General features: G+C 66.8%; 12 protein-coding genes. 8 read left to right on the forward strand and 4 right to left on the reverse strand.

Features of this window, described 5'->3' with window-relative positions; translation table 11 throughout:
• Positions 1–10 precede the first annotated feature (10 nt).
• Entirely contained in the window at positions 11–1684 is a 1674-nt protein-coding gene (locus ACSQ3Y_RS03710) for a GMC family oxidoreductase (protein WP_436176482.1), read from the reverse strand.
• Between the two features lie 278 nt (positions 1685–1962).
• Here ACSQ3Y_RS03710 and ACSQ3Y_RS03715 point away from each other — a divergent pair, with 278 nt between their 5' ends.
• The 5 genes from ACSQ3Y_RS03715 (at position 1963) to ACSQ3Y_RS03735 (ending at position 7013) form a co-directional block, all read left to right on the forward strand.
• Positions 1963–3090, forward strand: a complete 1128-nt coding sequence (locus ACSQ3Y_RS03715) for an MlaE family ABC transporter permease (protein ID WP_436176483.1) — start codon at positions 1963–1965, stop codon at positions 3088–3090.
• Positions 3050–3991: an ABC transporter ATP-binding protein gene (locus ACSQ3Y_RS03720; protein WP_436176484.1), complete on the forward strand. Its 942-nt coding sequence runs from the start codon at positions 3050–3052 to the stop codon at positions 3989–3991. Before ACSQ3Y_RS03715 ends, ACSQ3Y_RS03720 begins: the two co-directional genes overlap by 41 nt.
• Positions 3991–4968: an MlaD family protein gene (locus ACSQ3Y_RS03725; RefSeq protein ID WP_057266608.1), complete on the forward strand. Its 978-nt coding sequence runs from the start codon at positions 3991–3993 to the stop codon at positions 4966–4968. The genes ACSQ3Y_RS03720 and ACSQ3Y_RS03725 overlap by 1 nt, the downstream gene beginning before the upstream one ends.
• Positions 4969–5003: 35 nt before the next feature.
• On the forward strand, positions 5004–5684 hold the full coding sequence (locus tag ACSQ3Y_RS03730) for an ABC-type transport auxiliary lipoprotein family protein (protein WP_436176485.1): 681 nt from the start codon (positions 5004–5006) through the stop codon (positions 5682–5684).
• A gap of 387 nt (positions 5685–6071) precedes the next feature.
• On the forward strand, positions 6072–7013 hold the full coding sequence (locus ACSQ3Y_RS03735) for a DUF6923 family protein (protein WP_057266607.1): 942 nt from the start codon (positions 6072–6074) through the stop codon (positions 7011–7013).
• Positions 7014–7284: 271 nt separating this feature from the next.
• On the opposite strand, the gene ACSQ3Y_RS03740 is transcribed toward ACSQ3Y_RS03735, so the two are convergent.
• The 3 genes from ACSQ3Y_RS03740 to ACSQ3Y_RS03750 all read right to left on the reverse strand — a co-directional run bounded on the left by ACSQ3Y_RS03740 (position 7285) and on the right by ACSQ3Y_RS03750 (position 12358).
• On the reverse strand, positions 7285–8643 hold the full coding sequence (locus ACSQ3Y_RS03740; RefSeq protein ID WP_436176486.1) for an NAD(P)/FAD-dependent oxidoreductase: 1359 nt from the start codon (positions 8641–8643) through the stop codon (positions 7285–7287).
• A gap of 90 nt (positions 8644–8733) precedes the next feature.
• Positions 8734–10179, reverse strand: coding sequence for a DUF1501 domain-containing protein (locus ACSQ3Y_RS03745; RefSeq protein WP_057202604.1), 1446 nt, complete (start codon positions 10177–10179; stop codon positions 8734–8736).
• Between the two features lie 13 nt (positions 10180–10192).
• Entirely contained in the window at positions 10193–12358 is a 2166-nt protein-coding gene (locus tag ACSQ3Y_RS03750) for a DUF1800 domain-containing protein (protein WP_436176487.1), read from the reverse strand.
• A gap of 349 nt (positions 12359–12707) precedes the next feature.
• Between ACSQ3Y_RS03750 and ACSQ3Y_RS03755 the strand changes: the two genes are divergently transcribed.
• The 3 genes from ACSQ3Y_RS03755 (at position 12708) to ACSQ3Y_RS03765 (ending at position 14306) form a co-directional block, all read left to right on the forward strand.
• A complete protein-coding gene (locus ACSQ3Y_RS03755) occupies positions 12708–12926 on the forward strand; it encodes a CsbD family protein (RefSeq protein WP_057202724.1) in 219 nt (72 codons plus the stop codon).
• 128 nt (positions 12927–13054) lie between these two features.
• Positions 13055–13636 (forward strand): hypothetical protein, encoded by a 582-nt coding sequence (locus tag ACSQ3Y_RS03760; RefSeq protein ID WP_057202602.1) that lies wholly within the window; start codon positions 13055–13057, stop codon positions 13634–13636.
• A gap of 175 nt (positions 13637–13811) precedes the next feature.
• Entirely contained in the window at positions 13812–14306 is a 495-nt protein-coding gene (locus tag ACSQ3Y_RS03765; RefSeq protein WP_057266604.1) for a hemerythrin domain-containing protein, read from the forward strand.
• Position 14307: the final 1 nt, after the last annotated feature.

Consider the following 14307-nt stretch of genomic DNA (forward strand, 5'->3'; position numbering starts at 1 on the left):
ACTTGAAAGCTCACGCCTTCTGCGCGGCCAGGATCCATTCGGCTGCCTTTTCGGCCAGCATCAGCGTGGGTGAGTTGGTGTTGCCACTGGTGATGGTGGGCATGGCGCCCGCATCCACCACGCGCAGGCCGGCAATGCCACGCACGCGCAGTTGCGAATCAAGCACCGCCATCGGGTCATCTGCGCGGCCCATGCGCGTCGTGCCCACGGGGTGGAAGATGGTGGTGGCTATGTCGCCCGCCAGACGCGCCAGGTCCTCATCGCTTTCAAACTGCACGCCGGGCTTCCACTCCTCGGGCTGGTAGGCGGCCAGGGCGGGCTGGGCGACGATGCGGCGCGTGACGCGCAGGCTGTCGGCCGCCACCTGCCGGTCTTCGGGGGTGCTCAGGTAGTTGGGCGCAATGGCCGGCGCGGCCTTGAAGTCCGCGCTCTTGATCTGTACCGTGCCCCGGCTCGTGGGGTTGAGGTTGCAGACGCTGGCCGTGAAGGCCGGGAAGCTGTGCAGGGGCTCGCCGAAGGCGTCGAGCGACAGGGGCTGCACGTGGTACTCGATGTTGGGCCAGGGCTGGCTGGGATCGCTGCGCGTGAAGGCGCCGAGTTGCGAGGGTGCCATGCTCATCGGGCCACTGCGCTTCATCGCGTATTCCATGCCGATCTTGGCCTTGCCCCAAAGCGAGTTGGCCATGGTGTTGAGCGTGGGCACGCCATTGACCTTGAACACCGCGCGGATCTGCAGGTGGTCCTGCAGGTTGGCGCCCACGCCCGGCAGGTCGTGCACCACGTCGATGCCGTGCTGCCGGAGCAGGGCGGCCGGGCCGATGCCCGACAGCTGCAGCAATTGGGGCGAGTTGATGGCTCCCGCGCTCAGGATCACCTCTCCGGTGGCGTGGGCTGTCACCATCTCGTGCCCGTCCCAGACCTTCACGCCGGTGCAGCGGCGTGTGCCGTCCGGCTGGATTTCGAGGATCAACTGGGTGGCCTGCGCGTTGGTCCACATCTCGAAGTTGGGCCGGCCGTAGCAGGTCGGCCGCAGAAAGGCCTTGGCCGTGTTCCAGCGCCAGCCGCTCTTCTGGTTGACCTCGAAGTAGCCCACGCCCTCGTTGTCGCCGCCATTGAAATCCTCGGTGGCCGGAATGCCGGCCTGCTGCGCAGCCTTGGAAAAGGCGTCCAGCACATCCCAGCGCAGGCGCTGCTTCTCCACGCGCCACTCGCCGGTGCTGCCGGTGGCCTTGTTGCCGTGCAGGCGCTTGAAGTTTTCACTCACGTCGCCGGGCTGGTCCAGGCGCCAGTGGTCCTCGTGGCGGCGAAAGTGGGGCAGGGCGTTGTCCCAGCGCCAACTGGCGTCACCGGTCAGCTCGGCCCACTGGTCGTAGTCGCGTGCCTGGCCGCGCATGTAGATCATGCCGTTGATGCTGCTGCAACCCCCCAGTGTCTTGCCGCGCGGATATCGCAGGGTGCGGCCGTTCAGGCCCGCGTCGGGCTCGGTGTTGTAGAGCCAGTCGGTGCGCGGGTTGCCAATGCAATACAGATAGCCTACGGGAATGTGTATCCAGTGGTAATCATCCTTGCGACCCGCTTCGATGAGCAACACGCGGCGGCGGCCATCGGCGCTCAGGCGGTTGCACAGCAGGGCGCCCGCTGTGCCGCCGCCGATGATGATGTGGTCAAACGTGGTGTCGCTCATGGGAATAACGGTGTTGCAAGAGGTGTCGCGGGTTGATCGGAAGGGTCGGCGCCATTGTGCGGACCGCGCTGGTGGTGTCGAGGGGGTAAACGCGGCTTGCTAGCAAGTTTGTAGCTGGTGTGGCTTGCAGCGGTTGTGACTGCACGCAATTTGATAATAATTGCAAGCATTCGGGCCCGTGTCGTGCTTGCACGCAAGGGCTTGTCCTACCTGCCGGCCATGGGCTCCGCTACCATGCTTCCCCTACCTCCTTGCTGGTGGCTTGCGCCGCCCGTTTCATGACCGACCTTGCTCCGCGCATTGCCCGCACCGACACCTCCGAAGGCCCGGAGCTGCTGCTGCATGGGCGTTGGGGCGCGGCTGAGCTGGGTACGCGCCGGCAATGGAAGGCACTGTCCGAGCAGCTCCAGGCCCAACAGCCCGGCGCGCAGCTCGGCTGGGATCTGCGTGAATTGCAGTGGCTGGACCACGTGGGCGCGCAACTGCTGTGGAACCACTGGGGCCGTGCCTGGCCCGCGCGCCTGGCGCTCACCGACATCCAGCGCGACATCCTGGAGCGTGTCGCCGAGTTCACCGTGGCCGAGCCGCCGCCGCCCGAGCCCTGGAGCCTGGCCCGTGAAGTGGACCACCTGGGCCTGCTGGTGCTGCATGGTGTGGACCACGCGCGCCACATGCTGCAAATGGTGGGACAGCTGGTGCTCGACCTGCTGCGCCTGGCGCGTGCCCCCCAGCGCGGGCCCTGGCGCGACGTGTCCGGCCACCTGTACCGCATGGGCGCTACGGCGCTGCCCATCACAGCCCTGGTCGGTTTTCTCATCGGGGTGGTGCTGGCCTATCTGATGTCGCTGCAATTGCGCCAGTTCGGCGCCGAATCGTTCATCGTCAACATCCTGGGCATCTCCCTCATCCGCGAGCTGGGCCCCATGCTCGCGGCCATCCTGGTGGCGGGGCGCTCGGGCTCGTCCATCACCGCGCAGATCGGCGTGATGCGTGTGACCGAAGAGCTCGATGCCATGCGCGTCATGGGCATCCCGCACGGCTTTCGGCTGGTGATGCCGCGCACCCTGGCGCTGGCGCTGGCCATGCCGCTGATCAGCGTGTGGACCACGCTGGCGGCGCTGGCCGGGGGCATGCTCGCGGCCGATGTGGCCATGGATATTTCTCCCGCGTATTTTGTGCAGGCCCTGCCGTCTGCCGTGAAGGTGGGCAACCTCGGCCTGGCCATGGCCAAGTCGGTGGTGTTCGGTGCCTGCATCGCGCTCATCGGCTGCCATTGGGGCATGCGCGTCAAGCCCAATACGCAGAGCCTGGGCGAGGGCACGACCGCATCGGTGGTCACTTCCATCACCATGGTCATCATCGTGGATGCGCTGTTTGCCATCGCCTTCAAGAGCATCGGGATCTGACGCCGTGAGCACCGCCGACATCGCCACCCCGCCAAACGCCGCAGGCAGCAACGCGCCCCAGGAGCTGGCCGTGCCCTCGGGCACACCGCCCGTGGTTGAGGTCAAGGGCCTGTGGAGCGTGTTCGGCAAGGGCAGCGAAGCCTTCGCCGTGCACCAGGACCTTGAATTCACCGTGCAGCGAGGCGAGATGCTGTCGCTGGTAGGGGGCTCGGGCACGGGCAAGACGGTGCTGCTGCGCCAGATACTGGGCCTGGCCCGGCCCGCGCGTGGCACGGTCACCGTGCTCGGCCGCCCGGCCTCCGAGATGGGGCGCGAAGGTGCTGCCAGTCGGGTGGGCATGCTGTTCCAGCACGGTGCGCTGTTCTCGGCCTTCAACGTGCTCGACAACGTGGCCTTCGCGCTGCGCGAGCAGGGCACCCTGCCCGACGATCTGGTGCGCGATGCCGCGCTGGTCAAGCTGCAGATGGTGGGCCTCAAGCCCGAGCACGCCAGCCGCATGCCGGCCGATCTGTCCGGTGGCATGGTCAAGCGCGTGGCCCTGGCGCGCGCCCTCATCATGGATCCGCCGCTGCTGCTGCTCGACGAGCCTACCGCAGGGCTCGACCCGAGCAGTGCCGACGAGTTCTGCGCACTGCTGCGCGAGCTGCACGCGGCGCTGGGCCTCACCATGGTCATGGTCACGCACGACCTCGACACCCTGTTTGCCCTGTCCACCCGCGTGGCCGTGCTGGCCGACAAGAAGGTTGTCGTCACTGGCCCGCCGACTGAAGTGGCGCGTTTCAAACACCCCTTCGTCGAGCAATTCTTCATGGGTGAACGTGGCCAGCGCGCCATGGCCCCCCTGGCGGGCTTGCCCGAGCAGCCGCCCGCGGCCCCAATGCAGACTTCCAAGGACGCCTGATGGAAAACAAATCACACGCACTCGCCGCCGGCATCTTCGTCATCGTGGTGGCCGCCATGCTGGCAGGGCTGGCCATCTGGCTCACGCGCGACAACGCCAACTACGAGCAGTACGAGCTGTCCACCAAGGACGGCGTGAGCGGCCTGCAGCCCCAGGCCACGGTGCGCTACAAGGGCGTGGCCGTGGGCAAGGTCACGCGCATCGGCTTCGATCCCCAGGTCAGTGGCAATGTGCTGATCCGCATTGCCGTGAATGAGCAGGCGCCCATCAGTCCCAACACCTTCGCCGTGCTGGGCTACCAGGGCGTCACCGGCCTGGCCCATGTGCAGCTCGACGATGCCGCAGCGCCGTACCCCGAGCTGCCCCCCGGCCCGAGCGGCCTGCCGCGCCTGCCGCTCAAGCCTTCGCCGTTTGGCCGCCTGGCCGAGCAGGCGCCGGCCATCCTGGGCCAGGTGGAGGAGGCCACGCGTCGCATCAACCAGTTGCTGGGCGACACCAACCAGAAGCTGCTCACGGACGCCATCGGCAACATCGGCCAGGCGGCCGGCAGCGTCAACGCGCTCACCAAGCGGCTGGACACCACGGTGCAAACCCGGTTGGACCCTGCGTTGGCGTCACTGCCCGCGCTGGCCGGCGATGCACGCCAGACGCTGCAGTCGCTGCAGAAGGCCGGCACCAGTGTGTCGGACATGGCCGCAGGCATCAACGCCACCAACCAGCGCCTCACCGTTGAAGGCGGCCCCATCGACCAGATCACGCAGGGCACCCAGGCGCTCACGCGCGCGGCCGATGCACTGGGCAGCAATACGCTGCCGCGCGTCACCCGTGCGGCCGACGAACTGTCGCGCACCGCGCGCCAGATCGGCCGGGCCGCCAACAGCGTGAGCGACAACCCGCAGTCGTTCATCTATGGCTCGGGCCGCATCCCGCCTGGTCCGGGCGAAGAGGGCTTTGCCGCACCAGGCGCCGCGCGCTGATGCCGCCGTCCGACGAATTCAAGGAGTACATCGCCATGCTGGATATCCAACGCACTGTCTCGGGGCGCCTGGCTCGCCTGGCCCGCCGGGGCGCCGCCCTGGTGTGCGCCGCTGCCGTGCTGGCCGGGTGCTCGGCCCTGCCCGGCCCGCCCACGCGGGCGGTGCAGTACGACTTCGGCCCCGGTGCCATGGCAACGGCCCCGGGCGACCGCCGGGCCCCGCTGGCGCCGCTGGCCCTGGCCGATGTGGAGTCAACCGGCATGCCCGAAAGCAGCACGTCGGTGCTCTACCGGCTGGCCTACGCCGATGCCCAGCAGCCACGCCCCTATGCCGCAGCACGCTGGAGCCAGCCCCCGGCCGTGCTGGTGCAGCAGCGCATCCGCGAGCACCTGGGCCTGCGCCGGGCCATCCTGAGCACCAGCGACGCGGCCGTGCAGGCCCGTGTGGCGAACAAGCGGCCCACCGTGCTGCGCCTGGAGCTCGAAGAGTTCAGCCAGGTGTTCACCAGCGCCGCAGAAAGCGCCGGCCTGGTGCGCCTGCGTGCCACCGTTGCCGAGCCGACGCATCTGGGCGAGAACCTGGTGGGCCAGCGTGTCTTCATCGTGCAACGCCCCGCTGCCACAGCCGATGCGGCTGGCGGCACCCGGGCACTGGCCGACGCTACCAACCAGGCGGCGCGCGAATTGGACGAATGGCTGGAACAGGTGGGGCGCTGAGCCGCAGGAAGCGGACACGCACCCGCACCGGCGCACCCCCAAAGCCAGTCTTGTTACGGATGGTTGCAGCACCCCTACTCAGGTAGGGTGTCGGTGCTTGCGGTGCTCTTCCATAATGTGCCTGAACGTGTTGACGGCCTTCGGGATTGCGCAAATCTCTTGTCGGGCTGCAACGAGGCAGGCTGTCCGGTACGGGGCCCGCAGACCGCCAATGCGTTCCCTGGGTGCCTGGCTCCCGGTGGGGCACTGCCATGGCCAGCCCATCGCCCGCCACCGCCTCCAGCCCTTGTGTTCCCCTTCGCCTGCGAGTGCAGCGCCGGATGGCATGCCGCCATCGCGGCCCACAGCGGGCTCCGATCCACGTTCATTGCCGAGGTAATTTCCCGTATGTTCTTCAAGCCATCGCTGCTGCGCTCCGCCTGTGCCGCCACCATCGCCCTCGCCGCCACTGCCACCACCGCCTGGGCCGGTGACAAGCTTTACGTGCAGGACAGTGGCAAGATCATGCTCGTCGATGTGGACGCCAAGTCCCTGACCCTGGTGTCCCGCCCCACGGTCGATGGCTCCATCACCGACATCGCCACCGACGCGGCGGGCACCCTCTACGTGCTGACCTTCAATTCGCTGTACCGCCTGGCCGCCGATGGCAGTGCCGTGCTGCTCGGCAAGCACGGCATCAGCACCGCCAATGCACTGACCTTCGATGGCAGCGGCAAGCTGTACGCTGCCTCCGCCGTCAACAAGAACCTCTACCAGGTCAACCCCGCCACCGCGCAGGCCACGGTGGTCGGTACCCTTCCGGCGCAATCGGCGGGTGACCTGGCCTACCTCAATGGCCGGCTGTTCTTTGCGGGCGAGAACGACTCGCTGGGCATCGTCAACCTGCGCAACAACCAGCAGTCGGCCAACGTCGGCAGCTTCGGCCTGGCCACTTCGGTCTACGGCCTGGCGGAAGGCGACAGCAACACCCTGTACGGCGCCGCATTCACCAAGCTGTTCAAGGTGGACCCCTCCACCGGTTCGATCAGCTACGTGATGGAGTTCACGGGGCTGGGGCAGGCCGGTGGCCTGGCACCATTCAAGGCCGTGGTCACCCGTGCCGACGACCGCTTGTTCAACTATGCGGAAGACACCTTCCCCACGCTGTTCAAGCCCTCGTTCTCGCCCTCGCTGACCTACGGCAACCAGTACTACCGCTTCTACCGCGACACCGGCGCCATCCTGTCCATCAGCAATGGCCAGCTGAGCTACACCATCGTCGGCAGTTCGCCCGCCGTGCTGGGCCCGGTGGATACCTTCCTGCCGCTGGCAATCGGCGCTGGGTATTGATTCGGTACATCCCCCTGAGGCGCTTCGCGCCTTCACCCCTTCTCTCGAATTGCTGCGCAATTCGGGAAGGGGGACGCAGCCGGTGCGGCGGGGCGGCCCTTGCACGGCTGCCCTGGCTTAGAGCGGATAACAAAACTCAGCGAAGCGGTTCTGGCTAGGCGGTGCGTCGCAGGCAGTACGAGTAGTACGACAAGACGCAGCAACGACGCCAGAAGAGTTTTGTTAGCCGCTCTTAAGCCGAGCGTGCACACAGGCTGTGCGCGTTATCGCCCTATTCCTGGACTCGCTTTTTCGATCCCTCGATGCCCGTCACCACGCGCGCGTAGCGCGCAAAGCTCCAGTAGGCCCAGCCCCAGTCCATGAGCACGACCAGGCGGTTGCGAAAGCCGATGAGGAAGTACACGTGGGCAAACAACCAGAACAGCCAGGCGAAGTAGCCTGAAAAGCGCACCGGGCCGATCGGTGAGGTGAGGTCCACCACCGCTGCGTTGCGGCCGATGGTGGCCAGGTTGCCGTAGTCGCGGTAGCGAAACGGCTGGGTCTGCTGCTGGGCCAGGCGGCGCAGCACGTTGGCGGCGGCGGCGCGGCCCATCTGCTTGGCGCCGGGGGAGACGCCGGGGACGGGCGTGGGTTCCTGGCCGGGGACATGGCTCTTGGCGGCGGCCAGGTCGCCCACCACGCTGATCTCTGGGTGGCCGGGCAATGTGAGGTCAGGCTCGACCACCACGCGGCCGGCGCGGTCGGTGGTGCAGCCGGTGGCCTCGGCCAGCAGCCGGCCCAGGGGCGAGGCGGCCACGCCGGCGGCCCAGACGATGCACTGGCTGGGAATCGCGTAGCTGGTGGCCGTGGGGTCAGCACCCGGCGCGGGGCCTGCCACCGTGAGGCCGATCGCATCGATGGCCGTCACCCGTGCGTTCACGCGCACTTCCACGCCCAGCTTTTCCAGTTGCTCCTTGGCGCGCTGGCTCAAGGGCTCGGGCATGGCCTGCAGCACGCGCGTGCCCCCTTCGAGCAGGATGATCTTCGCGCTGGCCGGGTCGATGTGCCGGAACTCGCCGGGCAGTGTGTGGCGCGCGATCTCGGCGAGGGTGCCGGCCATTTCCACGCCCGTGGGGCCACCGCCGACCACCACGAAATTGAGCCAGGCGGCGCGCTGCACAGGGTCGCCTGTGCGCTCGGCGGCCTCGAAGGCCAGCAGGATGCGACGGCGGATGTCGAAGGCATCGTCCAGCGTCTTGAGGCCCGGGGCGAAGGGCGCCCAGTCGTCGCGGCCGAAATAGCTGTGCGTGGCACCCGCGGCCACGATCAGGTGGTCGTAGGGCAGGGCGTCGCCACCTTGCAGCAGCACGCTGCGCGCGGCCACGTCGATGCGCTCCACCTCGCCCAGCAGCGTGGTCACGTTGGGTTGTTTGCGAAACAGGTGGCGGATGGGCGCAGCAATGGCCGGTGCCGAGAGTCCGGCCGTGGCCACCTGGTAGAGCAGGGGCTGGAACAGGTGGTGGTTGGTCTTGTCGACCACCGTGACGTCGATGGCGCTGCCGTGCAGCGCGCGCGCCGCCTCCAGCCCGCCAAACCCGCAACCGATGATGACGACCCGGGGGCGGATGGGTGTGTTGGGAATGCTGCTCATGGCTGCATTATGGGCAGTCTGCAGTGGGGTCCCGTAAAGGCACGCCCCGCAGGCGTTGCAGCGTGCGGGGCGTTGTGACGGCGTGGCCGCTCAAGCGTTCATGAAGCCCAGGTCCACGGGGTATTCGGCACCGCCGAAGTGGCTCAGGTTGGGCAACACACTGGCGATCTCGGTGCTGCTCACGCCAAACCACTTGGCCAGCGTGGCGGCGTATTGGTCCACCGAGGTGCTGGGCAGCAGGCGGCCCTGGCCCACGTGCCACTGGTCATCGGGTGCGGCGGTGCTGGTGTTGCTGACCGGGGGGGCCGAGCCGTAAAAGGCCTTGCCCTTGACGGCACCGCCCACCATGAGGTGGTGGCTGCCCCAGCCATGGTCGGATCCATCGCCATTGGAGTTGAGCGTGCGGCCAAAGTCCGAGGCGGTGAAGGCCGTCACCTTGTCGGCAATGCCCAGCTCCACCGTGGCGCTGTGGAAGGCGGTCATCGCATCGCTCAGGCGCTGCATCAGGCCGGGCTGCTGGGAGATGAGGTTGTCGTGCAGGTCGAAGCCGCCCATCGAGACCATGAACACCTGGCGCTTGGTGCCCATGGTGCCGCGCGCGCCGATCAGGCGGGCCACCATCTTGAGCTGGTCCGCCAGGCCGTTGTTGGCGGGGAAGGGCGTGGCCAGGTTCACGCCCGCAATGCCGGTGGTGACCAGCGATTCGGAGGTCACGGCGCGCGTGGTCACCTTGTTGTATTCGTTCTCCAGCGTCTGGCTGCTGGTCTGCTGAATCAGGCTGGTCAGCGCCGAGCGCACGGCCGTGGAGCCATAGACGCTGCTCTTGACGCCATTGATCGGGATCGCGCCACTCGTGCTCACCTGGTATTGCAGCGCCGAGTCGCCCGAGAGGAACACCGCATTGCCCGTGACCGAGATGCAGGTGAACAGCGAATTGGCGTTGGACGACAGGGCCAGATCGCCGATGTTGCCGCCCCAGCCGATGGTGGAGCCTTCGGGCGAGGACGACTGCCACACCGACTGCTGGTCGTTGTGCGAAAACAGCTTGGGTGGCAGCGGGTACAGGCTGCGGTTGGAGCCGTTGTACTGGGCCTTGGTCAGCGGCACCACCAGCGGGCCCACGTTGAGTTGCACGGCGGCTTTGCCGTTGTTGAACAGGCCCGTGAGGCCCGACATGGCAGGGTGCAGCGCGTACTGGCGCCCACCTGGCAGGCCGGCCGTGGGGTTGAGCAGCGTCGCCGCCAGCTCCGCCTTGGGGATGGCGATGCCGCCACCACCCAGGCCATTGCCGCCCCGGATGGCGCTGTACTTGAGGTAGCTCGGGTCGTCGTAGGTGACCACGGTGTTGGCATAGTCGTTGCCACCATAGAGGAAGACGCAGACCAGGGCCTTGTAGTCGGTGGCGGTGAAGGCGGCCGCCTCGCCCATGGCGGCCAGGTTCAGCGCAAACGGCAGGGCGGTGCCGGCCAGGCCCAGTTGGCCGCTGCGGCGCAGGAAGGCCCGGCGGGTGTGGAGTTCGGGTTGGAGCAGGTGCATGGCGCGCGTCCTCTTATTTCTGGATGAGGTACTCGGCCGAAGCCATGACCAGGAAGATCGCCGACGCGATGCGGTTGAGCTTGACGGCGTCGGTGCTCGCGGCCGTGACGGGTGTTGCCTTGATCGCATCGGCAATCAGTTTCACGGTGGCGGCCGACAGCTGGCCCGCACACATCAGCAGGTTGATGCGCGCGACCAGGGCGTCGGGGTCGACGACCAGCACCATCTCATGCGTGTACAGCGCCTTGATGTCATAGCCGTTGTTCCCGTTGCTGCCGTTGTTGGGCAGGTCGGGCGCGTTCACGTAGATGCCGTTGCGGATCACGCCCTGGATGTAGTTCAGGTAGCCGCCCACGCTGCTTTCGTTGACCAGCTGGAACTCGGGCGCCACGGCACCGCTCTGGGCCAGGGCCGTGGACGGCGGCACATAGCCGGGCCGAAAGAAGTTGAACACCGAGGGTGAGCGCAGCGGGCTCTGGCCCAGGCGCGAACTGGCGGAGCTGGTGTCCCCGATCTTCCAGCTGCCGAAGGTGGAGCTGATGTTGAAGGTGCGACCCCACTGCACCAGGCGCAGCATGGGCTCGCGCAGCTTGCCGAAGCCCGGTTGTGTGAGTCCCGCGGACGAACGCGCTTCATCGTCGAGCAGGATGGCGCGGACCACCGCCTTCATGTCGCCGCGCACGCTGGCACCGTTGTTGTTGAACACGCTGGCAACGCGCGCCACATAGGCCGGCGAGGGGTTGCTGGTAACCAGCCGCTGGATCAGCTGCTTGCAGATGAACGGCGCCACGTTGCCGTGGTAGAACAGGGTGTCCATTGCCGTGGCCAGGGCCGCGGCACCGGGCGTATTGGCCGGAATGGAGGCACCCAGGAAGTTGACCGCCAGGTTGGAGTGCAGCGAGGCATTGAGCGACATGGGCAGCCGCGTGAACGCCGTGTTGGGCACTGTGCGTGTCGTGCCGGGCACGGTGCCCTGCTGGTTCAGCGACTGGTTGTAATCGTAGCCCGTGAACACGCGCGCCAGGTTGGTCACGTCGGACTGGCTGTAGCTTTCGATGGGCTGGCCCGCGCCGTCGCGGCGCACGGTGCCGTCGATGTTGAGCATGACCAGCCCGATGGACATGAGCTGCATGACCTCGCGCGCATAGTTCTCATCCGGCTGGCGGCCCGTGGCGGTGTTCTCCTTCTGGTTGCCGCGGGTGTTGAGGTAGTAGCCCATCGCGGGGTTGAGCGACACGTCCTGCAGCAGGTTGCGGAAGTTGCCGAACGAATGGAATACCAGGGTGTCCCAGTAGTGCGCGATGGCGTGGCTGCGCCAGTTGAAGTCCAGGCCCGAGAGCGAAACCACGAAGATCTCCGACAGCGCCAGCGCGACCCGCTTGCGCAGGCCATCGGGCGATGTCATGAGCTGCGACCAGATCATGCAGTCGCCCGGATAGGTGTTGTCGTAGTAGGCCGTGGAATTGTCGACCGCCGCATACCCGCGCTGGTTGAGCCACTCCCAGCCCGATATGCCGATGGGGGCGTTGAACTGCGAGTTCAGCCAGGCGTCGAAGCCGATGGAGCGGACGGTGGCGATGTCCTGCGTGGTGGCGGCGAACCCTGCCTGCAGCAGAAAGCGAGCAGCGTCCTGGTCGTTGAGCGGCCGGCCGCTGGAGAAGACCGCATCGCCAAAGCTGGCCAGCGCGCCGACGTTGACCACGGCGTTGTTGGTGGGCGGGCCCAGCACCACAACGTTGCCCTGGTACACACCCAGGTAGTTGCGCGTGCCCCCGTAGTAGCGGAAGACGAGCGTGCCGCTGGTCACTGTGGCCTGGTGCGAGTCGAAGTACTGCGGGAAGACCATCTCCGCCCAGTCCATCAGTTCGTCGGGTGTGGGCGTGCGGCTGGCCGCCTGGTCCGACCGGAAGGAGCCCGAGCCGCCCATGTCGCCCAGCAGGGGCATGCGGGGCGCGTTGTCGGCCTGCTTGAGCGCCTGGGGGGCCTCGGCTTCGGCCTCGCCGCCGCCGCAGGCCGCGAGGGCCGCGCTGGCGGCGGCTGCCGCCGACAGCTTGAGCCAGGGAGCGCCCGCGGAGTCCGATGCTGTTGGCGCTGCATCAGCCGGCGACAAAGAGGAGGCTGTGCGGGCGTGCAGCGGTGCTGCCAAGGCTGCATCGGATGCTTCGTGGGCGTGTGTCATAGCGACTTTTGTGAAGATTTGTACAGAAGTGTAGGCAACCTCCTACAAAAGTGGCATTCCCTACCCGACAGTAAGCGTTACCAAAAGAAACGTGCTGGCCTCGTACAGAGGAGAGGGCCGCATGGCGCGATGCGCAGCAGCAACACCTGCTTTTTCAACGATTGAAACACCCAGGCTGCTTTAGCGGGTGCTTGTCCGGCATGCCCGTAGGCGTGCGCCGACGTGGGTACCACGGTGCGGACTACGCGCCGCAGGCGGACTCCTTCTTACAGTCTCTCCATCGCATCACGCAAGTGTTCCACGCAAACCGAGTGGATGGCTGAAGCGAATTTTTTCGAGGATGCACACCATGAACGAAGACACCATCAAGGGCAACTGGAAGCAGTTCACCGGCAAGATCACCGAACAGTGGGGCAAGCTCACCAACGATGACCTGGACGTCATCGACGGCAAGCGCGAGCAGTTCCTGGGCAAGCTGCAGGAACGCCAGGGCATTGCCCGCGACGCCGCCGAAAAGCAGCTCAGCGACTGGCAAACCCGCCATCCCGACTTCCGCTTCAACGACTGACATGGCCTTGGCGCACCGGTAGCCAGAACCCTCCAGGGCCCAAGGCCCTGCAGCTGGCGGGCTACCGAATGCACAACGCTCTTTCAGCACCCCTACAAGACATCCCCTGAGACCCCGAGGAGAAAACCATGAAATTCGCACGCACCCTGATCGCTTCCATCGCCGCCGGCCTGCTGGCCACTTCCGCGATGGCCATGACCGACGCCGAGTACAAGACGGCCAAGGACAAGATCTCTGCCGACTACAAGGCTGCCAAGACCAATTGCGACACCCTGAAGGACAACGCCAAGGACATCTGCGTCAAGGAAGCCAAGGGCGCCGAAAACGTGGCCAAGGCCGAACTGGATGCCCAGCACAAGCCTTCCGACAAGGCCACGAACAAGGCCCGCATGGCACGTGCCGACGCCGACTACGATGTGGCCAAGGAAAAGTGCGATGACTTGAAGGGCAACGCCAAGGACGTGTGCGTGAAGGATGCCAAGGCAGCCCACACCACCGCCAAGGAAAACGCCAAGGTGGCCAAGGCCGCAGCCAAGCCTGCCGACAATGCCGCCGAGAAGGGCGCCCAGGTCGCCGAAGCCCGCAAGGACGCATCGGCCGAAAAGAACGAAGCCAACTACAAGGCCGCCAAGGAGCGTTGCGACGCCATGAGCGGTGATGCCAAGTCCAAGTGTGTGGACGACGCCAAGCGCATGTACGGCCAGAGCTAAATCTCGGGCCAGCCCCCGCACCACGGCCTTCAGGGCCGATGGTGCTTCACCTAGCCCCGCCCCGTGCGGGGCTTTGTCATGGAGCTGCGCCATGGTGTCTGACCTGCATCAAAGCGGCCTTGGCCTTGCGCCTCTAAGCTGGCCCTTCAATTGGCTTGCAAGAACGGAACGGCACATGGCAGCACTGGAATGGTCTGACGCACTGGCACTGGACCTGCCGCTGATGGACGAGACCCATGAGGAGTTCGTCGAGCTCCTGGCGCGGGCGGAGCATTCGGACGATGCGCAACTGCTGGCGCGCTGGCAGGCGCTCATTGCCCACACAGAGCAGCATTTCGGCATGGAAGACCAGTGGATGGCCGGCACGCGCTTTGCAGCGGGCAACTGCCACAGCATGCAGCACAAGGTGGTGCTGCAGGTCATGCGCGAAGGGGCTGAGCGTGCTGGCCGGGGTGAGCTGCAGGTGCTGCGCATGATGGCCGGCGAACTGGCGCTGTGGTTTCCTCAGCATGCGCAGAGCATGGACGCCGCCCTGGCGCTGCACCTGCGCCGCGTGGGGTTCGACGCGGCCACCGGTGTGGTGAAGGCCCCCGAGGCCTTGCCCCAGGGGCTGGTGCACGGCTGCGGCAGTGCCAGCTGCTCGCCTTCGGCCCAGCCCGTGCCAGCCTGAG

The sequence above is a fragment of the Acidovorax sp. LjRoot66 genome (assembly GCF_964253305.1).
Lineage (GTDB): Bacteria > Pseudomonadota > Gammaproteobacteria > Burkholderiales > Burkholderiaceae_C > Acidovorax.